Annotated in this window: 18 protein-coding genes and 1 pseudogene; 11 read left to right on the forward strand and 8 right to left on the reverse strand. The window is 56.6% G+C overall.

The annotated features are described in order from the left end of the window. Positions 1-99 precede the first annotated feature (99 nt). The 6 genes and pseudogenes from AC07VR_RS05360 to AC07VR_RS05385 form a co-directional block, all read left to right on the forward strand. Entirely contained in the window at positions 100-1,263 is a 1,164-nt protein-coding gene (locus AC07VR_RS05360; protein ID WP_495010642.1) for an EAL domain-containing protein, read from the forward strand. A 69-nt stretch (positions 1,264-1,332) separates the two neighbouring features. Then, entirely contained in the window at positions 1,333-2,664 is a 1,332-nt protein-coding gene (locus AC07VR_RS05365) for a deoxyguanosinetriphosphate triphosphohydrolase (protein ID WP_494992447.1), read from the forward strand. 279 nt (positions 2,665-2,943) lie between these two features. Beyond that, positions 2,944-3,372 carry a response regulator gene (locus AC07VR_RS05370; RefSeq protein WP_495010735.1) on the forward strand — a complete coding sequence of 143 codons (429 nt, stop codon included), beginning with the start codon at positions 2,944-2,946 and terminating at the stop codon, positions 3,370-3,372. A 252-nt stretch (positions 3,373-3,624) separates the two neighbouring features. Further along, positions 3,625-4,251 carry a response regulator gene (locus AC07VR_RS05375; protein WP_494992449.1) on the forward strand — a complete coding sequence of 209 codons (627 nt, stop codon included), beginning with the start codon at positions 3,625-3,627 and terminating at the stop codon, positions 4,249-4,251. An 8-nt stretch (positions 4,252-4,259) separates the two neighbouring features. Then, the gene (locus tag AC07VR_RS05380) at positions 4,260-7,904 is read left to right on the forward strand and encodes a transporter substrate-binding domain-containing protein (protein ID WP_495010643.1); all 3,645 of its coding nucleotides are present in this window, start codon (positions 4,260-4,262) and stop codon (positions 7,902-7,904) included. A 69-nt stretch (positions 7,905-7,973) separates the two neighbouring features. After that, positions 7,974-8,129 (forward strand): annotated as a pseudogene (locus AC07VR_RS05385) (HD-GYP domain-containing protein); the annotation flags it as partial. 1 nt (position 8,130) lies between these two features. Here the strand turns inward: AC07VR_RS05385 and AC07VR_RS05390 are convergent. Both AC07VR_RS05390 and AC07VR_RS05395 read right to left on the reverse strand, forming a co-directional pair. Then, complete coding sequence (locus AC07VR_RS05390; protein WP_494992451.1) at positions 8,131-8,613, reverse strand: GAF domain-containing protein; 483 nt, start codon at positions 8,611-8,613, stop codon at positions 8,131-8,133. Continuing rightward, positions 8,610-9,500, reverse strand: a complete 891-nt coding sequence (locus tag AC07VR_RS05395; RefSeq protein WP_495010644.1) for an ATP-binding protein — start codon at positions 9,498-9,500, stop codon at positions 8,610-8,612. The genes AC07VR_RS05390 and AC07VR_RS05395 overlap by 4 nt, the downstream gene beginning before the upstream one ends. A 168-nt stretch (positions 9,501-9,668) precedes the next feature. Between AC07VR_RS05395 and AC07VR_RS05400 the strand changes: the two genes are divergently transcribed. Continuing rightward, a complete protein-coding gene (locus AC07VR_RS05400; RefSeq protein WP_495010645.1) occupies positions 9,669-11,990 on the forward strand; it encodes a hybrid sensor histidine kinase/response regulator in 2,322 nt (773 codons plus the stop codon). Here the strand turns inward: AC07VR_RS05400 and AC07VR_RS05405 are convergent. The 3 genes from AC07VR_RS05405 to msrB form a co-directional block, all read right to left on the reverse strand. After that, a complete protein-coding gene (locus tag AC07VR_RS05405; RefSeq protein ID WP_494992454.1) occupies positions 11,974-12,435 on the reverse strand; it encodes a MarR family winged helix-turn-helix transcriptional regulator in 462 nt (153 codons plus the stop codon). The genes AC07VR_RS05400 and AC07VR_RS05405 overlap by 17 nt on opposite strands. After that, positions 12,432-12,917, reverse strand: a complete 486-nt coding sequence (locus AC07VR_RS05410; RefSeq protein ID WP_494992455.1) for a glutathione peroxidase — start codon at positions 12,915-12,917, stop codon at positions 12,432-12,434. Before AC07VR_RS05410 ends, AC07VR_RS05405 begins: the two co-directional genes overlap by 4 nt. A 230-nt stretch (positions 12,918-13,147) precedes the next feature. After that, a complete protein-coding gene (gene msrB / locus AC07VR_RS05415) occupies positions 13,148-13,543 on the reverse strand; it encodes a peptide-methionine (R)-S-oxide reductase MsrB (protein ID WP_495010646.1) in 396 nt (131 codons plus the stop codon). Positions 13,544-13,765: 222 nt separating this feature from the next. On the opposite strand from msrB, the gene AC07VR_RS05420 reads away from it, so the two are divergent. Further along, the gene (locus tag AC07VR_RS05420; RefSeq protein ID WP_494992457.1) at positions 13,766-14,977 is read left to right on the forward strand and encodes a pyridoxal phosphate-dependent aminotransferase; all 1,212 of its coding nucleotides are present in this window, start codon (positions 13,766-13,768) and stop codon (positions 14,975-14,977) included. A gap of 306 nt (positions 14,978-15,283) precedes the next feature. Then, on the forward strand, positions 15,284-16,171 hold the full coding sequence (htpX, locus tag AC07VR_RS05425; RefSeq protein WP_494992458.1) for a protease HtpX: 888 nt from the start codon (positions 15,284-15,286) through the stop codon (positions 16,169-16,171). 90 nt (positions 16,172-16,261) lie between these two features. Here the strand turns inward: htpX and AC07VR_RS05430 are convergent, their stop codons facing one another. Then, positions 16,262-16,918, reverse strand: coding sequence for a thiopurine S-methyltransferase (locus AC07VR_RS05430; protein ID WP_494992459.1), 657 nt, complete (start codon positions 16,916-16,918; stop codon positions 16,262-16,264). Positions 16,919-17,020: 102 nt separating this feature from the next. Here AC07VR_RS05430 and AC07VR_RS05435 point away from each other — a divergent pair, with 102 nt between their 5' ends. Then, positions 17,021-17,788, forward strand: a complete 768-nt coding sequence (locus AC07VR_RS05435) for a DODA-type extradiol aromatic ring-opening family dioxygenase (RefSeq protein WP_495010647.1) — start codon at positions 17,021-17,023, stop codon at positions 17,786-17,788. Between the two features lie 97 nt (positions 17,789-17,885). Here the strand turns inward: AC07VR_RS05435 and AC07VR_RS05440 are convergent, their stop codons facing one another. Then, positions 17,886-19,559, reverse strand: coding sequence for a DEAD/DEAH box helicase (locus AC07VR_RS05440; protein WP_495010648.1), 1,674 nt, complete (start codon positions 19,557-19,559; stop codon positions 17,886-17,888). A 421-nt stretch (positions 19,560-19,980) separates the two neighbouring features. Here AC07VR_RS05440 and AC07VR_RS05445 point away from each other — a divergent pair, with 421 nt between their 5' ends. Beyond that, positions 19,981-20,772, forward strand: coding sequence for a crotonase/enoyl-CoA hydratase family protein (locus AC07VR_RS05445; RefSeq protein ID WP_495010649.1), 792 nt, complete (start codon positions 19,981-19,983; stop codon positions 20,770-20,772). A gap of 134 nt (positions 20,773-20,906) precedes the next feature. Here the strand turns inward: AC07VR_RS05445 and AC07VR_RS05450 are convergent, their stop codons facing one another. Next, on the reverse strand, positions 20,907-21,662 hold the full coding sequence (locus AC07VR_RS05450) for a spermidine synthase (RefSeq protein WP_495010650.1): 756 nt from the start codon (positions 21,660-21,662) through the stop codon (positions 20,907-20,909). Positions 21,663-21,777: the final 115 nt, after the last annotated feature.

Genomic DNA, 21,777 nt, shown 5'->3' on the forward strand with positions numbered 1-21,777 from the left:
AAAGCTCATGGATCAGACCTCTTTATCGCGGGGTCTGGTCCTGCCTGTCTACCTGATAGCCGAGGCACATCCCCAACAAGACCTTACTAAGGAGGCTCTGTGATCGACGGGCAACCGCTTGCCTGCTTTCAGCCATTCATCGACACCGCAACCGGTCGCATTGCCGGAGTCGAAGCCCTGGGCCGCCTGCGTCAGGCCGATGGTCAATTGACCTCGGTCGGGCCGTTGTTTGCAGATCCGCGAACACCTTCTGCCTCGTTACGACGCCTTGATCGACTGGTCCGCGACAACGCTTTGAGTCGCCTGCATGAGGCCCCTCAAGACTGGTTCCTGAGCCTGAATATGTCACCTCGCTGGATCAGCCGCTTACGCTCTGGCCAGGCGCTGCCGAGCCTCAAACAATTGCAGCGGCATGGCGTTGATCCTCGACGCATCGTATTCGAGATCACTGAACTGGGCGGAAACGTCCAGCGTTTGTCTGAGGTTGTGGAGCGTTATCGACAGGCAGGTGCGCGCATCGCGATCGATGATTTCGGTGCCGGCTATTCTCAGCTGGATCGTGTACTGGCGTTACAACCAGACATTCTCAAACTGGATATGCGCTTGTTCCAGGCTGCGGCTCGCGGCGGGCCCAGCAGTGATGTAGTCAAAGCGCTGGCGCAGATGGCAGAAAAAACCGGGTGCTGGATCATCGCTGAAGGTGTGGAAACCGAGGCCGAACTGAATTTCGCCCTGGAATGCGGATCACGCTATGTCCAGGGCTATCTGTTCGCCAAAGCCGAGGTCGGGCTCTTCCCCACCGTTGCGTTCGTCGAACGCTTTGCCCGACTGCGCGAACGTTATGTTCAACAAAAACTGACCGAGCGTGCCCGCTTGATGGTGATGCGCCAACAGCTCGGCGAACTGATGGGCATTCTGCAAGCATGGGCACAGGCTCAAGCGCCACTCAGCCAACTACCCCAACTGCACGCCTTCCCATGGTTGCTGCGCTTTTATCAATGTGACCGCCATGGCACGCAACTCACCCCCAATCTTGAATGGCGCAATAATGCCTGGCAGGCAGACAGCAGTTACCTGGGCCACAACTGGTCCTGGCGGCCGTACTTCTATCACTTGCTGGCAGAGGGCTGGGACGAACGCCGACTGACGCTGTCCAACACCTACCGCGACGCCACCAGCAACCAGTATTGCCTCACCGCCGGCCAATTCTTCGACAACGGTCAGCGCTTACTGCTGATCGATATTGACGCGCTGGGGCTCTAGTTCCACTTGCAGCGAGGTGCGCGAACCGGGAAGCTAGGGTCTGTTGACACTCGCCGGAGAGAACCAGCCTTGGATTGGCAAACCCTGCTTACCCGCGAACGACTCGGAAAGCCGTTGCACAGCCCGGAAGAACTCGGCCGCAGTCCGTTCCATAAAGACCACGACCGCATCATCTTCTCTGGCGCCTTCCGCCGCCTGGGCCGCAAGACTCAGGTGCATCCGGTTTCCAGTAACGATCATATCCATACGCGTCTGACCCACTCCCTGGAAGTAAGCTGTGTGGGTCGCTCACTGGGCATGCGCGTGGGAGAAACGATCCGCAGCGCCCTGCCTGACTGGTGCGAACCCAGCGACTTGGGCATGGTGGTGCAATCGGCCTGCCTGGCTCACGACATCGGCAACCCACCGTTCGGTCACTCGGGCGAAGATGCGATCCGCCATTGGTTCCAGCAGGCCGCAGGCCGCGGCTGGCTTGACGACATGACCGAAGTCGAGCGCAATGACTTCCTCAATTTCGAAGGTAATGCTCAAGGTTTTCGAGTGCTCACCCAACTGGAATACCACCAGTTCGACGGCGGTACGCGGCTGACCTACGCGACACTCGGCACCTACCTGAAATACCCGTGGACCGCCCGTCACGCGGACTCATTGGGCTACAAGAAGCACAAGTTCGGTTGCTATCAGAGCGAGCTGGCGCTGCTGGAGCAGATTGCTCATAAACTCGGCCTGCCTCAGCTTGAGGAACAACGCTGGGCTCGTCATCCTCTGGTCTACCTGATGGAGGCCGCCGACGACATCTGCTACGCCTTGATCGACCTTGAGGACGGCCTGGAGATGGAGCTTCTGGAATATGCCGAAGTCGAGTCTTTGCTGCTGGGGCTGGTCGGTGATGATCTACCGGAAACCTATCGCCTGCTCGGGCCGCAGGATTCGCGTCGGCGCAAGCTCGCGATCCTGCGCGGCAAAGCTATTGAGCACCTGACCAATGCCGCCGCACGAGCGTTTGTTGAACAACAGGATGCGCTATTGGCCGGCACACTCCATGGCGACCTGGTCGAACATATGCACGGTCCAGCCAAGCGTTGCGTTTTGAATGCCAAAGACATGGCACGCAAGAAAATTTTCCAGGACAAGCGCAAGACCTTGCATGAAATCGGGGCTTACACCACGCTGGAAATTCTGCTGAATGCCTTTTGCGGTGCCGCCCTGGAACAGCATGGAGGTCGTACGCCATCCTTCAAAAACCGTCGCATCCTCGACCTGCTGGGTAACAATGCCCCCGACCCGAGCCGGCCTTTGCACGCATCCTTCCTGCGCATGATCGATTTCATTGCTGGCATGACAGACAGTTACGCCAGCGAGATGGCGCGAGAGATGACCGGACGCTCCAGTCCGCAGTAAAAACTATCGGTCAGCCGTGTCAGAAACTCCCTCTGCGGCTGACCGAATTTTCTCAAACTTCGGGTACATCCCAGCACCCAGAGAATCCCCCTACAGTACGTGCTGAGCAAACTGATCGAATTTATCTGCATATTCGCGAAATAATCGCCCTCCATCCTGTACGACATAATGAACCGACCCCATCGTCCACGGACCGTCAATAAAGCAATCCCGAGGCTGGCGAACCATTGCCCGGTCGTTGAACTCGACCAGGATGGGCTCTTGCGCATGGAAAACGATATGCTCAAACACGACGTGCGCATCCTGCTGGTGGAGGACCATCCTTTTCAGCTGACAGCAACCCAATGTCTACTTAACAGTTATGGCTTCCACCAGTTGACCCCGGCCCACAATGCCGAAAGCGCATTAAGGCTAATGCAACAGGCACAAATGCCATTCGAAATTCTCCTGTGTGATCAGTGCTTGCCAGACCTTCTGGGTCTTGAACTGATTGACCTGGCAAGCCGTCAAGGTTTTATACACAGAGCCATCATTTTAAGCAGCCTCACTCTGAATGAACTGAACGAGCTGAAAAACCAGGCGAGTGAGCGCGGCCTGCCACTACTCGGTTACTTGACCAAACCGCTGAACCACCGGGAACTGAAAACGCTACTGGTCTGCGCAGCAATAAATAGCGAACCCACAACAAGCGGCGGCTCACGTGTTTAAGAAACTAGCCACACTTCGAGTAGGAATATTTACGAGCCCCCAGTGAAAAACACCATATTTTAAATCACTTCCACTTACATATCGGTTAAAAATTGAGTCACCATTCCACCAAACCTTGCCCAAGGGTAATCCATCGCCTTTTCTCATGTAGGACTCATCCTATATTGCACCAGCAGACCAGTCAGTTCATGCCTGTGCGCCCCCATCTGAGCTAAGGTGCGCGCTTTATTTGCGCTCGCATGGGATTTGATTATGAACTCGGTTTTTATTGTCGACGACCACCCCGTTATCCGCCTTGCAGTCCGTATATTGTTAGAGCATGAAGGCTATAGAGTAGTCGGTGAGACGGATAATGGAGTTGATGCCATGCAAATGGTCCGGGAATGTATGCCGGACCTGATCATCCTCGACATCAGCATTCCTAAACTCGACGGACTGGAAGTTCTCTCGCGTTTTAATGCAATGAGTACGCCCCTGAAAACGTTGGTTCTGACGGCACAATCACCCTCCCTTTTTGCCATCCGCTGCATGCAATCCGGAGCCTCCGGTTATGTCTGCAAGCAGGAGGACTTGAGCGAATTGATAAGTGCCATCAAAGCGGTCCTCTCCGGTTACAACTACTTTCCGAGTCAGGCCTTGAACCCTGCTCGACTGGATGACAAATCATCTATCGAGCTGGACTTATTTAAATCGGTCAATGACCGAGAGCTCATGGTACTGCAACTATTTGCTCAAGGCCGTACAAACAAGGAAATTGCCAATGGAATGTTTCTTAGCAACAAGACCGTCAGCACCTATAAAAAAAGACTCATGCAAAAGCTCAAAGCCAAGTCCATGGTAGAACTTATCGAGATGGCAAAACGTAATGCGCTAGTGTGAGAAACAGGATGCCCTGGCGTTTAAAGGACTATTTAATATTATTGAGCGCAGGTTTTTGCCTGAGCACCTCTGTGTCCGCTACACAAAACGGCATCGAGCACTACACGCTGCTCAGTCGCTCAGGCGGCGGTCACATGGAAGTCCAACTGGACAGAACACAACTGCTGCCGGTCCAAAACAAGCGCGAACTGGTCCTGGGCACTTCCGCTGCGGATTACCCTCCCTTTGACTTGACCACCAGCGGTCATGACTACGAAGGGCTCACGGCAGATTACGCAGGTATCCTCGCAAAAACGCTGGCCCTGCCCATGAGGGTGCAACGTTTTGCCTCAAGGGAGGCAGCCATAGAGGCACTTGAGAAGGGATACATCGACCTGCTCGGTACCGCTAACGGCTTTGAGGCCAATAACCCGAACCTATTGCTTTCAACGCCCTACGCCGTGGACCAGCCGGTCCTGGTGACTCGAAAAAGAGAAAACCGCTCGCTGACCGATGGCCTCGCGAACATGCGCCTGAGTATGGTCTATCACTACCTGCCGCTGGATGAAATAAAGGCGCTATACCCCAAGGCCATCATCACCACCTTCCCCTCGTATCAGAATGCGATCAACGCCGTTGCCTTTGATCAGGCGGATGTCTTCCTCGGCGACACCATTTCGACTCATTACATGATCAACAAGGGTTATCTGAAAAACATCCAGATGGCCAACTTCGGCAAACACGAGGCCAATGGCTTCGGCTTTGCGGTGCGCAAAGATGACCAGAACCTGCTCACTGTTATCAATGCGATCCTCAAGGCCGTACCACCCGGTGAGCGAGAAAATATCGCTAAACGCTGGAGCGCCGGAAGCGACATTCTTCTCACTGACCACAAACTGCAACTGACCTCTGCAGAAGAGCGCTGGCTGACACAGCATCCGATTGTTCGCGTCGTAGTGAACGAGGCCTTCGCCCCACTCACCTTCTTCGACGCCGATAACAACTTGCGCGGCATCACCGCGGACCTGCTGGAACTGATCAGGCTGCGCACCGGCTTGCGTTTCGAGATTCAGCGTAGCCGCGGTGTCAGCGAAATGATCAAGCAGATTGAAGAGAACAAAGCTGACATCATAGCTGCCATCCCGCCCGGCAATGAACGGGAGAGCAAACTCAGCTTCAGCCGCCCTTATCTGGAAACCTCATATGTACTGCTGACTCAAAAAGGCTCCGCAAGCTTCGCCAACCTTGAGCAACTTCAAGGCAAACGTCTGGCAATCACCCGAGGCGATCCTTTGGTGAGTTTTCTGCGCAGTGAGTTTCCACTCATCCGCCTGGTTGAGACCCGTGACACCTTCAGAGCGACCGAGCTGCTAGCCCAAGGCCAGGTCGAAGGTGCCGTGAATTCACTGGTGATAGCCAACTACTTCGTCTCATCGCAGGCGTTCCAGGACAAGCTCCAGATCAGTGCCACTATCGGGACCCGGCAAGCAGCCTTCTCACTGGCTACGGCACGAAGTGCGACGGAACTGAACTCCATCATCGACAAGGCACTTTTGAGCATTGCGCCGGACGAACTCGGAATCATCAACAGTCGCTGGCGTGGCCATACGACGCCTGCCGACAGTTACTGGCGCAGCTATCACCGCCTGTTTTACCAGATTGTCTTGGGTATCGGTCTGCTGTTGCTGATTTCCCTGGCCTGGAATGCCTATATGCGCAGGCAAATCAAACAGCGGCAAATGGCCGAACGGGCACTCAATGATCAGTTTGAATTCATGCGAGCCCTGGTTAACGGAACGCCGCATCCTATTTACGTGCGTGATCGGGAAGGACGTCTACAAAGCTGCAACGACAGCTATCTGGAAGCCTTTTGCACCACGCGAGAAGAGGTCATTGGCAAAAACGTCATGCAAGGGGGGTTGAGCAACGAATTTGAAGCACGCGAATACCAGGCCGATTATCAACGGGTGGTGGCCGAAGGCATTCCTTTGATCCTCGATCGCACGCTGCATATCGGCAAACGAGAACTGACAATCTACCACTGGATTCTCCCCTACCGTGACTCGACAGGAGAGGTCCGGGGCATCATTGGAGGCTGGATCGACATCAGCGAACGCCGCCAACTGTTCGATGAACTGAGGATGGCTAAAGAACAGGCCGATGACGCAAATCGAGCTAAAAGTACATTCCTGGCAACCATGAGTCATGAAATTCGCACACCAATGAATGCAGTGATAGGCATGCTCGAATTAACCTTGAAACATGCTGACCAGGGTCACCTTGATCGCCCGGCCATTGAAGTAGCGTACAACTCGGCAAAGGATCTGCTGGATCTGATCGGCGATATTCTCGATATCGCCCGCATCGAGTCAGGCCGTTTAAGCCTTGCCCCTGAGCAAGTCAACTTGCGCGCGATCATCGAGTCGGTGATTCGGGTTTTTGACGGACTGGCCAGGCAAAAAAACCTCAACCTGTTACTGGAATTCAATTCGAATGTGCAGGAGACCGATGCACTGATTGATCCTCTGCGTTTCAAACAGATACTGAGCAATCTGGTCAGCAACGCGATCAAATTTACCGAACATGGTCAAGTCAAGATCCGGGTCGATATACAACCCACCGAAGAACCACAACAGATTCAAATACAGTTGCAGGTTCAGGACTCGGGAATTGGTATTAGCGAAGATGACCAACAACGCCTGTTCGAACCCTTTGCTCAGGCTGAAAGCCCCAACCATCTGGCCAGGAGTGGTACTGGTCTGGGCCTGGTCATCAGCCGCAGTTTGTGTGAAATGATGGGGGGGCTTTTGACTTTAACCAGCCAGGCCGGGGTAGGTACTCAAGTTCATGTGTCGTTGAAAATGACCAACCTGCCGCCCAAATTGATGGTCGACGAGGTCGTTCCTGCTCCTCCTGCCGCGTGTGCCGTATTAAACGTCCTGGTGGTCGACGATCACCCCGCAAACCGTTTGCTCATGTGCCAGCAACTTGGGTTCCTTGGTCATCACTATACGGTCGCTCACCAAGGCGCTGCGGGTTTGCGGGCCTGGGCAGACGGGCACTTCGATCTGGTGATCGCGGACTGCAACATGCCCGTCATGAATGGCTATGAACTCACCCGGGCCATCCGTGAGAACGAACAACAGGGGCAGTTGCCCCCGTGCACAATTCTGGGGTTCACCGCCAACGCCCAGCAGGAGGAAAAGCACCGCTGCAAACAGGCCGGGATGAACGATTGCCTGTTCAAACCCATCAGCCTTACCGCGTTGAATCAACGGCTGGCCGAACTCAAGCCATTACCCTTCAACAACGCCTTCAATCCCGATAGCCTGCACTTGATGACCGGAGGGAATCCACAACTCGTTCTACGCTTGCTCACTGAACTTCTAAGCAGCACCCGTCAGGACCGAAAGACACTGCACGCACTCCAGCATGAGGGTGAGAGGCAATCGCTGATCGATATCGCGCACAAGATCAAGGGCGCAGCTCGAATGGTGCAAGCCTTTTCGCTGACTGATCATTGCGAAGCACTTGAGCAATCCTGTATCGAAAATGCCAGCACGGAGAAGGTCGATGCCTGCGCAAAAGCCATTGAGCACTCCATGCTTGAATTGGAGCGAGCGCTACACAGACAAATCCAGCGGCACACTCAGCCCCCCGGACCCGAATCTTGAGAATGAAGCAAACGCCTGTCCGAGACAGACATCCTCAGTAAGCTGCTTAAGGACACTCGACAGAACTCTATTGCCGGTGGCCATCACGAAAAAATGGACGGCACCGGTTATCCCGAACAGTTGAAACGCGAGGAGATGAGTCTGCCGGCGCGAATGATGACAATCGCCGATATTTTCGAGGCGCTGACTGCGGCAGACCGCCCCTGCAAGAAGGCCAGGCGCCTGATCAGCAGTCGCTCAAACGCAGGAAAATAGCCGCCAACTGTTCGATGCCCGCCTGGTCCTGCTCGGTAAAACGCGCCAGTTTCGGGCTGTCCAGATCCAGCACACCAATCAACCGACCCTCTTTGACCAGCGGTACCACCAGTTCACTGTTCGACGCACTGTCGCAGGCTATATGCCCGGCAAACGCATGCACATCCTCGACCCGCTGGGTTTGCAGGGTCGCAGCGGCAGCCCCGCAGACACCGCGCCCGAACGGGATTCGCACACAGGCGATCTGGCCCTGAAACGGTCCGAGTACCAGTTCCTCATTGCGATTGAGGTAGAACCCGGCCCAGTTCAGGTCATCCAGCTGGTTGAACAAAAAGGCCGAAAACTGCGCAGCGTTAGCAATGAAGTCACGCTCATCGGCCAGCAACGATTCCAACTGCGCACACAGGAGCGCATAGCCATCGAGTCCTGCGCCACTTTTCTGCAAATCGATCATGCTTTTTGCTCCAACAACTGTAGCCCTACCCAATACCGCGCAAATTGATATGCGCAACGTCCATTGCGATTGCCCCTTCCGGTCGCCCAGCGGACCGCCAGAATATCAAGCTCGTCGGTACGCTGCCACGCAAGACCGGCTTTACGCGCCAGCTCACCGATCCAGTGTTCGACCACATTGAGAAAGTGTTCCTGGGTGAAAGGATAAAAAGACAACCACAGACCAAAACGGTCCGACAAGGCAATCTTGTCTTCCACCGCCTCATTGGGATGGAGTTCACCATCGACCATCTTCCAGTTCTCGTTGTCGCTCTGTTTCTCCGGGACCAGATGTCGGCGGTTAGAAGTCGCGTACAACAGGACGTTGTCCGGAGCCTGTTCCAGCGAGCCGTCGAGTACACTCTTTAGAATGCGATAATCACCCTCGCCCGCCTCGAACGACAAATCATCACAAAACAAAACGAACCGCTGTGGCAGCTCTTGTAATTGCTCGACCACCCGCGGCAAATCCGCCAGGTGATCGCGCTCAATCTCAATCAGACGTAAACCGGCCTTGGCGTGCTCCGCGAGCAAGGCCCGAACAAGCGAAGACTTACCCGTCCCGCGTGAGCCCCAGAGCAATGCGTGGTTGGCCGGCATGCCATCGAGGAACTGTCGGGTATTGCGACCTAACTGCTCACGTTGTTTATCCACCCCGATCAGATCGGACAAACGCATGTCCAGACTGACCTCCAGCGGCAACAGAAAACCACTGCGCCCTTCGCGCTGCCAGCGGGCGGCCAGACACTGAGTCCAGTCGATGGTTTGTCGCGGCGCGGGCAACAAAGGCTCCAAACGAGCCAGAACCGCATCGGCGCGTTCAAGAAAAGCATTCAATCGGGAATCCACGACTTCTCCTCAGGCACGTTCACAGTAATGATGTTATCCAGACAAACGCAGCATCAAGCACCGGTTCGTAGCTGAATGAAAGACTGACGTCAGGTTCTGCCGATAATCACCACTGTTCAGCTATGATTGATCGGCGAAGGGAAACGGAAAAAATTGGCTCAGCACTCCATGGATATCAAGTTCACCAACCGCCTGTCTTACAAACAAGCCAGGCTCACTGTGCTGGTCGGTTTCATTCTGGGAGCCCTGCTCAGTCTGCTGCAAATAGGCATCGATTATGCCAGCGAAGACGCCTCCATCAACCGGGAAATACGCTCTCTTCTGGAAATCAGCCATAACCCGGCCTCGCGGATCGCCTACAACATCGACGCCGAGCTCGCGCAAGAGTTGACCCTTGGCCTGCTCCGCTCTCCGGCGATCATCAGTGCGCAATTGATCGATAACAACAACACGATCCTTGCCAGTGTAAATCGCCCCGGGATGCAAAGCAGATACCGGCTGATCAGCGACTTTCTCTTTGGTGCCAATCGCCAATTTGAAGACCGGCTCTATCTCGATTACCTGCCCGGCGAATCCCTCGGCACCTTGCATTTGGAGGTTGATACCTACTCTTTCGGCAGCCGCTTCCTGCGCAGAGCCGAGGTGACCCTGCTCAACGGCTTCTTCCGCAGTCTGATCCTGACCGCAATTCTACTGGCGCTCTTCTACGTCATGCTGACCAAACCCCTGGTTCGGGTTATCCGCGCACTCAGCGGCAGTGACCCTCGAAGCACCGACCAGACGCGACTGGATTTCCCACTGGGCCACGAAAACGATGAAATCGGCGTATTGGTCAAAGTCGCCAACCAGCAGTTCGAAAACATGGCCACCGAGATTCAGCAGCGACGCAATGCCGAGAACCGCTTGACCGATTATCTCGGGCAACTGGAGAGCATCGTCTCCGCGCGTACCAGCGAACTGAAAGCGATCAACACTCGCTTGAGCCAATCCAACGAAGAACTCGAAATTGCCCGCAGCACGGCACTCGACATGGCGGAGGCGCGCTCGGTGTTCCTGGCCAATATGAGTCATGAAATTCGCACTCCGCTTAACGGCTTGCTGGGAATGATCGCCCTTTCTCTGGACAGCCCCCTGACTGCCGAGCAACTGCAGCAACTGTCGATTGCCCACGACTCTGGCAAGGTATTGGTGGAGTTACTCAACGATATTCTCGACCTGTCGAAGTTCGACGCCGGTCAACTGGAGCTTGAACGCATCCCCTTCGACCTCGGCGTACTGGTCGAAGACACGGCCAACCTGCTATCGCAGAATGCCGCACCGAGCGTTGAACTGGCCTGCCTGATCGACCCGCAGTTTCCGGCATTGGTGCTGGGTGACCCGACACGTGTACGGCAAATCGTCAGCAACCTCTTGTCCAACGCTCTGAAGTTCACCCGCTTCGGCCGCGTCGATGTACGCCTGAGCACACATGAAGACGGCGTCAGAATCGAAGTCTGCGATACAGGTATCGGCATTGCGCAGGACGCGCAGGTCAAAATATTCCAACCCTTCACCCAGGCAGGAGCCGGCATTACCCGGCAGTTCGGCGGTACCGGCCTGGGTCTCGCCCTGACCTACAACCTCTGCGAAGCCATGCAGGGCCGTCTGAGCATCTGTTCGGAAGCGGGTTTCGGCAGCCAGTTCTGCGCCGACCTGCCGTTACCTTGCCATACCCCCGCACCCACTCCGGCGCCACTGCAAGGAAACGTCATGGCGATCACCGCAGCTGGTAGCGGTCTGGCCGAACTGTTGAACAGTTTGCTGCCCGGATGGGGACTGGACTATCAACGACGCAACATCGATGACTCGCTGATCGGGCTCACACCTGATCTGCTGATCACCGACTGCCCTGAATGCCTGTTAGGGATACGTCCCGCCATCCAGACGCCGATTCTGCTGGTGACCGCCTACGGCAGTTTTATGCCAACCGAAGAAGCCAGCGCTCTGGCACCCTTACAGCAGCAGGCTCGACCGCTGGCACGCAACGCGCTTTATCAAACCCTGCGGCGGACCCTGCAAGCACAGACCACCACCATCAACGAAGCACAGCTTGAAACCCTGTCTCCCCAGCGGCGGGCATGCATCCTGTTGGTGGAAGACAACCCGGTCAACCAGCTCGTGGCCAAAGGAATGCTCGGCAAGCTTGGCTGCGAAGTGACCGTTGCAGCACATGGCGCCGAGGCCCTGGACCAGCTTGAGCACAGTAGTTTCGACCTGGTGTTAATGGACTGCAATATGCCGGTCATGGACGGTTATGAAGCCAGCCGGCAGATCCGCCGCAGTGGTCGCTGGCCTGATCTGCCTATCGTCGCACTGACTGCCAATGCCATGCCCGAGGAGCGAGAACGCTGCCGCGCGGCCGGGATGAGCGACTATCTGGCTAAACCGTTTCGGCGCGAAGAGTTGGCTGCCCTGCTCGAACTATGGGTGCCCGTTACGACAGCGCTTTGATCTGCCCCAATAACTGGTCCAGACCGCTGCGCAGCTCACTCAAGCGATCCAGATCCACACCGCTGTCGCACAACAGACGCGCCTTGAGCGGCGCGACCCGCTCGCGCAGGGCCAACCCGGCACCGGACAGACTCAAGTGAACTTCACGCTCATCGCGCGCCGAACGCTGACGCTGCACTAACGTCATCTGCTCAATGCGTTTGAGCAACGGTGTGAGCGTCCCGGAGTCCAGGGCCAACCGCTCGCCAAGGGCTTTCACCGTCGGTTGCTCAGGCGGCGAATCCTGCCATTCCCACAACACCAGCATGACCAGGTATTGCGGGTAGGTCAGCCCCAACTGGTCGAGCATCGGCTTGTAGGCACGAATGACTGCCCGGGAAGCGGCGTACAGCTTGAAGCACAGCTGGCTGTCGAGTTTGAGCGAATCAGCTGACAGACCATTCATTTGAGCAACGCTTCAATCTCGCTCGTCAGATCCTGCGGCTTGGTCGCCGGAGCAAAACGTTTGACGACCTGACCGTCCTTGCCGATGAGGAACTTGGTGAAGTTCCACTTGATGCCTTGAGAGCCGAGCAGGCCCGGAGCGCGTTTTTTCAACTGCACGAACAATGGATGAGCGTCGCTGCCATTGACCTCGATCTTCTTGAACAGCGGGAAGCTGACACCAAAGTTCAGCTCGCAAAACTCGGAAATGGCCCCCTCATTCCCCGGCTCCTGTTTGCCGAACTGGTTACACGGGAAGCCGAGCACCACCAGACCCTCGTCCTTGTAATTCTGCCAAAGCTCCTCCAGACCTTTATATTGCGGCGTGAAACCGCACTTGCTCGCAGTGTTGACCACCAGGACGGCTTTGCCGGCAAAGTCGGCCAGGGTCTTTTGCTCGCCTTTGATGGTGGTGCAGGGGATGTTCAGCAAATTGTCAGTCATGGCGCAGGCTCCTGAAACGGAAATGTGAGACAACCATAGTGAGCAATTGAATTGCGTGCAATTTAATTATCGGCAACGTCACCCGGGATATCACGGCTGGCGCTAACTATATGTAGGAGCCGAGCTTGCTCGCGATGGATTTGAAGCTGACGCGTTTCGTCAGGAAGTACACGTCATCGTTTACGACCATCGCGAGCAAGCTCGGCTCCTACAGGGGGGCGTACAGCCGATCAGGCTCGCGGAACGAGCTCCAGGCACACCGAATTGATGCAGTAGCGCAAGCCCGTCGGTGGCGGACCATCAGGGAACACATGCCCCAAATGTGCATCGCATTTGGCGCAGACCACTTCGGTACGAACCATGCCGTGGCTCACATCACGAATCTCGACCATGGCGCTCTCGCCTATCGGCTGATAGAAACTCGGCCAGCCGCAGCCAGAATCAAATTTTGCCCTGGAGTCAAACAACGGCTCATTGCAGCAAATGCAGTGATAAACACCATCGGTCCTGGTGCCGTTGTACTTGCCCGAGAACGGTCGTTCGGTGCCTTTGAGGCGACAAACGTTGTACTGCTCCGGATCGAGCATGGCGCGCCATTCTTCAAGGGTTTTTTCCAACTTTTCCATCGTCTTACCTCTGCAACTGAAAAAGCCTGATCTGTATCTTTTCCACGGATCAGGCGGCACGTATGATTGCGCCTCGTCAAACGCCAGTCTGGCAGCCGTGTAACGCGCATTCAAACGGATTTTCACGCTGCGATACCGGTTACAGGCCTGTGTGAGAACGCAGGATTCCCAGTACGGTAGTTCAATGCCGCCTGGATCGTTCATTTTCAGGAACACATCGCCATGCAGGTCAGCAAATCGAACAAGCTCGCCAACGTCTGTTATGACATTCGCGGCCCAGTGCTCAAGCACGCCAAACGTCTGGAAGAGGAAGGCCATCGCATCCTCAAGCTGAATATCGGCAACCCGGCGCCTTTTGGTTTCGAGGCACCGGACGAAATCCTCCAGGACGTCATCCGCAACCTGCCGACCGCGCAAGGCTACAGCGACTCCAAGGGCCTTTTCAGCGCCCGTAAGGCTGTTATGCAGTACTACCAGCAAAAGCAGGTAGAAGGCGTCGGTATTGAAGACATTTACCTGGGCAACGGCGTTTCCGAGCTGATCGTGATGTCGATGCAGGCCCTGCTCAACAACGGTGACGAAGTACTGATCCCGGCACCCGACTATCCGCTGTGGACCGCAGCCGTGACCCTGGCCGGCGGCAATCCGGTGCATTACCTGTGCGACGAGCAAGCCAACTGGTGGCCGGACCTGGCCGACATCAAGGCCAAGATCACCCCGAACACCAAGGCTATGGTGATCATCAACCCGAACAACCCGACCGGCGCGGTGTACTCCAAGGAAGTTCTGTCGGGCATGCTTGAACTTGCCCGCCAGCACAAGCTGGTGGTGTTCTCCGACGAAATCTACGACAAGATTCTCTACGACGATGCCGTGCATGTTTGTACTGCTTCGCTGGCTCCGGATCTGCTCTGCCTGACCTTCAACGGCCTGTCCAAGTCCTACCGTGTAGCGGGTTTCCGTTCCGGCTGGGTCGCCATTTCCGGCCCGAAACACAATGCCCAGAGCTACATCGAAGGCATCGACATGCTGGCCAACATGCGCCTGTGCGCCAACGTGCCTAGCCAGCATGCGATCCAGACCGCCCTCGGTGGCTATCAGAGCATCAATGACCTGGTCTTGCCGGCGGGCCGTCTGCTGGAACAGCGCAACCGTACCTGGGAACTGCTCAACGACATTCCCGGCGTCAGCTGCGTCAAACCGATGGGTGCGCTGTACGCCTTCCCTCGGATCGACCCGAAAATCTGCCCGATCCACAACGATGAAAAATTCGTTCTCGATCTGTTGCTCTCGGAAAAGCTGTTGGTGGTCCAGGGTACCGCCTTCAACTGGCCATGGCCGGACCACTTCCGCGTCGTGACCCTGCCGCGAGTGGATGATCTGGACCAGGCTATTGGCCGGATCGGTAATTTCCTGAAATCTTACCGCCAATAAGCACTGTTACGCTGTGCGACTGTTGCAAAGTCGCACAGCGATTAATTCAGCAACATATCTCCTTTTTCCCTAAACACATGCCCTCCTGTGCCTGTGCTGTTTCCATGGTCTGCCATCGCACCCAACTGCGACGGGACCCTCAGCGCTAAAAGCGCGTGCCCGATCAATGTCGGAAAAACCCTGCAAGGGTCTAAAATCCGACTGTAAGACACAGTTTGAAATAGTCACCTGGTTGAATAGCCCGGTGCCGCACCTTATATACCCCGCAGTACGCTACATATTTAGCATGAGGAGATTTCTACAACCATGATGCGCATATTGCTGTTTTTGGCCACTAACCTGGCGGTCGTGCTGATTGCCAGCATCACCCTGAGCCTTTTCGGCTTCAACGGGTTCATGGCGGCCAACGGGGTTGACCTCAACCTCAATCAGCTGCTGGTTTTCTGTGCGGTCTTTGGTTTCGCGGGTTCCTTGTTCTCGCTGTTCATCTCCAAGTGGATGGCGAAGATGGGCACCAGCACCCAGATCATCAGCCAGCCGCGCACTCGCCATGAACAATGGTTGCTGCAAACCGTCGAGCAGCTGTCCCGCGAAGCCGGGATCAAGATGCCCGAAGTCGGGATTTTTCCGGCTTACGAGGCTAACGCCTTTGCCACTGGCTGGAACAAGAACGACGCACTGGTCGCCGTCAGCCAGGGTCTGCTGGAGCGCTTTTCACCGGATGAAGTGAAAGCGGTGCTGGCCCACGAAATCGGCCATGTAGCCAACGGCGACATGGTGACACTGGCGCTGGTACAAGGCGTGGTGAACACCTTCGTGATGTTTTTCGCGCGAATCATCGGCAACTTCGTCGACAAGGTTATTTTCAAGAACGAAGAAGGCCAGGGCATCGCCTACTACGTGGCGACGATCTTCGCCGAACTGGTACTGGGCTTCCTGGCCAGCGCAATCGTCATGTGGTTCTCGCGCAAACGCGAATTCCGCGCAGACGAAGCCGGCGCCAGCCTGGCCGGCACCAGCGCAATGATCGGCGCCCTGCAGCGCCTGCGTTCGGAGCAAGGCCTGCCGGTACACATGCCGGACACCTTGACTGCCTTCGGTATCAACGGCGGCATCAAGCAGGGCCTGGCTCGCATGTTCATGAGCCACCCACCGCTGGAAGAGCGTATCGACGCACTGCGCCGTCGTGGCTGATAGCCTTCATTGAAGCACCCAAAGGGGCGACGCAAGTCGCCCCTTTTTCGCTTCCAAAGAATTCGACCACTCCAGCGTTTACGACCCGGGTCAGTTCTTCAACAGACGATAAACCCGCTCATCCAGGCGCGTGACACCGCTCTGGAGGAACTTCCAGCTCTCTGCGAGGACGTCTCGTTCTTCTACGACTCGAAGCTGCCAGTAATCGCCAAGCAGGCTTCTTGTTTCAGCATCGACCACCGCAAACGGTGGCCCGGCCATCTGTATCTGGTCGTAGTCCAGAGTAATCAGCAACCCCTTACAACCCGACGGCAGGATCCGGTTCAGATGTGCCGCGTACTGCTCGCGCATTTCCGGTGGCAGGGCAATCAGCGCCGCCCGGTCATACAACGCTGCACAATCAGCCACATGCTCAACTCTCAAGGCAAAGAAGTCCCCGCACCACAACTCTATCGAGCCCACCTGATAGACCGTGAAAGCACCCTGCTGACTGATCTGTGGCTCAAGTTGCTGATCGCTGAAGAAATCCGTCACGGCCTTTTCTGACAACTCGACGCCCAGCACCTGATGACCACAACTGGCGAGCCACACAAGGTCCAGACTTTTCCCACACAATGGCACCAGCACCCGCGAGCCTGCCGCCAACCCCAATTTAGGCCACAACCGCGGCAGGTAGGGGTTTACCTCGGACAGATGAAAGCCGATCTGATTGAGCTCCCAACGCTTGTGCCAAAATTCCGGTTGCATAAATCACCCTGAAAATTCGATCAAAAGGCACTAAAACTTATATTAGATTTAGATCAATGATCTGACTGAAGATGATGTCATCTTAACGCTCAGGAACCTCTTATGCTCCCTAGCCTGTTTATCTCCCATGGCTCGCCAATGCTAGCACTGGAACCCGGTGCCAGCGGCCCGGCTCTGGCACGTCTGGCCGCCGAATTACCCAGACCCAAAGCCATCGTGCTGGTTTCAGCCCACTGGGAAAGCCAGGAGCTGCTGGTCAGTGGCAACCCTCAGCCGGAAACCTGGCATGATTTTGGTGGCTTCCCACCCGAGTTGTTTGCCGTACAGTATCCAGCTCCCGGTGAGCCAGAGCTCGCAGCGCAGGTAGTCGACTTACTCAAAGCCGACGGGCTGCATGCCCGGATTGACGCCAAGCGCCCGTTCGACCATGGCGCCTGGGTTCCACTGTCTCTGATGTATCCGCAAGCCGATATTCCAGTGGTACAAGTTTCGCTTCCAAGTCGTCTTGGGCCAGCCCTGCAAACCCGCGTCGGCCATGCGTTGGCCAGCCTGCGCGAACATGGCGTACTGCTGATCGGCTCCGGCAGCATCACCCACAACCTGCGCGAGCTGGACTGGCACGCCGGCCCGGAAAGCGTAGAGCCCTGGGCCAAAGCCTTTCGCGACTGGGTGATCGACAAACTCGCCGCTGACGACGAAGCAGCCCTGCATGACTATCGCCAGCAAGCGCCCTATGCCGTGCGCAGCCATCCCAGCGACGAGCATTTGCTTCCGCTGTATTTCGCCCGTGGTGCCGGCGGCGACTTCAGTATTGCCCATCAAGGCTTCACCATGGGTGCGCTGGGGATGGACATCTATCGGTTTGGCTAAATGATCGTTCCCACGCTCTGCGTGGAAACGATCAGGCATAAAAAATCCCCGAACCAGTCGGGGATTTTTTATGCTCGATTGATCAGCTCAGCGCGGATCAGTCTTCGCGATAACGACGCAGTTTCAACTGCTTGCCGGCAACGCGAGTGTCCTTCAGTTTGGTCAGCAGACGCTCCAGACCATCTTCCGGCAACTCTACCAGGCTGAAGCTGTCACGCACCTGAATGCGACCGATAGCTTCACGCGCCAGACCACCTTCGTTAAGGATGGCGCCCAGCAGGTTCTTGGCAGCGATACCATCACGCGCGCCCAGCGCGGTACGGCAACGAGCACGGCCTTCAGCCAGCGGAACCGGAGCGCGACGCTCACGATCACCACGGTCCGGACGATCACCGGAACGCTCTGGACGATCGCCACGCGGTGCATTGTTCGGCACCAGTGGACGCTCTTTCTCGATGGCAGCCAGGGTCAGTGCTTGAGCGTTGGTAGCCTTGCGCAGCAGAGCAGCGGCCAGTGCACGCGGGGTGCAACCGATGTCGGCAGTCAGACGATCCAGCAGATCACCGTGAGTCGACTCGGCATCAGCAACCAGCGGCGACAGGCTGTTGGTCAGTTTCTTGATGCGTGCATCGAGAACGGCCTGAGCATCCGGCAGGCGGACTTCAGCAACCTTTTGACCGGTTACACGTTCGATCACTTGCAGCATGCGGCGCTCACGCGGAGTCACCAGCAGCAGTGCACGACCTTCGCGACCGGCACGGCCAGTACGGCCGATACGGTGAACGTAGGACTCTGGATCGTACGGCATGTCCACGTTGAATACGTGGGTGATACGCGGAACGTCCAGACCACGGGCAGCAACGTCGGTCGCCACAACGATGTCCAGACGGCCATCCTTGAGGGACTCGATCACGCGCTCACGCTGGTTCTGGGCAATGTCACCGTTCAGCGCAGCGGCTTTGTAGCCTTTGGCTTCCAGGGCACTGGCCAGGTCCAGGGTCGCTTGCTTGGTACGCACGAACATGATCAGCGCGTCGAAATCTTCCACTTCCAGCAGGCTCAATACAGCCGAGGTCTTCTGGTCAGCGTGAACCAACAGGTGAGCCTGTTCGATCGCGGTAACGGTCTGAGTCTTGGTCTGGATCTTGATGTGCTTCGGATCGCGCAGATGGCGCTCAGCGATGGCACGGATCGACTGCGGCAAGGTGGCCGAGAACAATACGGTCTGACGGGTTTCCGGCATGGCCTTGAAGATAACTTCCAGGTCGTCCATGAAGCCCAGCTTGAGCATTTCGTCGGCTTCGTCGAGAACCAGGTGGTTCACGGTCGCCAATACTTTTTCGTCGCGACGCAGGTGGTCGCACAGACGACCCGGAGTGGCGACAACGATCTGTGCGCCATTACGGATGGCTTTCAATTGCGGGCCCATCGGCGCACCGCCGTAGACAGCCACAACAGTTACGCCCGGCATTTGCTTGGCGTAGGTTTCGAAAGCGGTTGCAACTTGTAGCGCCAACTCACGAGTTGGGGCCAGGATCAGAGCTTGCGGCTCGCGCTTGGACGGATCAATGCGGTGCAGAATCGGCAGGGCGAACGCAGCGGTTTTACCCGTACCGGTTTGCGCCTGGCCAATCATATCGTGACCGGCGAGAATGATCGGGATCGACTGCTGCTGAATGGCCGAAGGCTCTTCATAGCCGGTAGCGACTACTGCAGCGACAATATTGGGATGAAGTTCAAGAGCGGCGAAGCCGCCGATTTCCTGGGTCATGGGTCTGCCTCTAAGTGCATCCGCAAAGACCCATGCTCCAAAGCTGCGCGTGCCGTGTTGAGACTCAAGAGTCGCCCTGGCAGCTTTGTCGGCGGGGATTTGCGAAAACGTTTGAATGAATGGATCGTCAAGGATAGTCCGCAGAGCGAACAAGCAACCGAAGCTGGCTTCGGGGGAATTGCTATACCTAAACGTGGCCCGGTTAAAGGCCGGCGCGCACTATACCGGAATTACTGAAAAAAGGGAGAAGTTTTTATAAGAAAAAGCAGCTGTACGCCTCTCTGTCACGGGCTTTGCGGATAATCCTCCAAGCGTCTACTTTTCAGAGGCCCGGCCCTATTGGTCATGACGCTTAAACGGTTCATCTTTCAGGCTGAGACCTTCGGTCTGAAACACCCTTTTCCGCCCAAGGATATGTCCCATGAATCAGCTCAATCCAAGTCGCGTCAGCCGTGAACAGCGCGGTCATATCCTGTTGATCGGCCTGGACCGCGTTGCCAAACGTAACGCCTTCGACCTCGATCTGCTTAACGAACTCAGCCTGGCCTATGGCGAGTTCGAACGTAATGCCCAGGCTCGGGTAGCCGTGGTGTTCGGTCACGGTGAACACTTTACCGCCGGGCTGGATCTGGCGAATGTCGGTGCCGCTCTGGCCAACGGCTGGCAGGCGCCGACCGGCGGCTGCGATCCATGGGGAGTGTTCGCAGGCCCCAGGGTCAGTAAGCCGGTGATCGTCGCCGTACAAGGCTACTGCCTGACCATCGGCATCGAATTGATGCTGGCTGCCGATATCAACCTGTGCGCCAGCAATACGCGTTTCGCCCAGATGGAAGTCCAGCGCGGGATCTTCCCTTTCGGTGGCGCCACCTTGCGCCTGCATCAAATCGCCGGCTGGGGCAACGCCATGCGCTGGCTGTTGACCGGCGATGAGTTCGACGCTCATGACGCCTTGCGGCTAGGTCTGGTCCAGGAAGTGATGGCCAGCGAAGACCTGTTACCCCGCGCACTGGAGTTGGCCCAACGTATCGCCAGGCAAGCACCCTTGGGCGTTCAGGCGACCTTGATGTCCGCCCGTCAGGCACGCCTTGAAGGCGAAACCGCCGCCGCTCAAGGTTTGCCGCCACTGGTCAAAAAATTGCTGAACAGTGAAGACGCCAAGGAAGGTCTGCGAGCAATGCAGGAACGGCGACCTGGGGTGTTCAAAGGCTGTTGAGATCAGGGCCTGATGTGCCAGCAGTCGTACCGCTATCGCGAGCAAGCTCGCTCCTACATCTGTGTTGTTTCGCACTGGCACAGATTCACTGTAGGAGCGAGCTTGCTCGCGATAACTATTTGACAGACAGCACCTTATGTCGCCGGGCGGATCACCTTGATCAGCGATTGCAGCGAGTAGCCCAGTCGCGGCGCGAGGGCTTCGGCCCGGGCGGTCAGGCCGTCCATATCCAGGGTTTGATCCAGATCCGCGGGAACCATCAGGATCACATTGCCCTCCTTCACCGGCAGCTCCCAATAATGCCGGTGATAAAGACCACGCAGCAAAGCCGCGCCCAATGGCTTGCCGTCATCGGTGGCCCATTGATTGATCACCAACCAGCCACCCGGATTCAGACGTTTCTGACAGTTTGCCAGAAAGCCCCAGGCCAGATGCCCGACGCCCGGACCGACATCAGTGTAGAGGTCGACGAAGATCAGATCCGCGGGCTCGGCAGTGTCGAGCAGCTCCAGGGCATCGCCGACACGGATATAAAGTCGCGGGTCGTCATCCAGACCCAGGTATTCGATGGCCAGGCGCGGAACGTCCGGGCGCAGCTCGATGGCTTCGACATCTTCCAGCGGCAGGAACTTGAGGCAGGCCTGGGTCAGCGTGCCCGCGCCAAGCCCCAGAAACAGTGCACTTTCCGGGGTTTCGTGGCACAGCGCACCGATCAGCATGGCCCGGGTATAGTCGTACTCCAGCCAGCTTGGGTCGGCGGTGAACACGCAACTCTGTTCGATGGCATCGCCAAATTCGAGAAAGCGGTAATCCGCCACTTCCAGCACCCGAATCATGCCAAAGTCATCGTGCACCTCAGCGAGCAGGCGCTCGACGCGCTCCTCAGTCATCTCATCTCCTAACCGCCACCGGGCTCAACCTCGGCAACGCGATAAATCCAGTCGCTCGGCACCGAGCAGGAAAGGCGCGATTGTCCGCGAACCAACGGGAACAGGTCACGCACTA

The organism is Pseudomonas sp. GW821-FHT02H09, assembly GCF_059421425.1.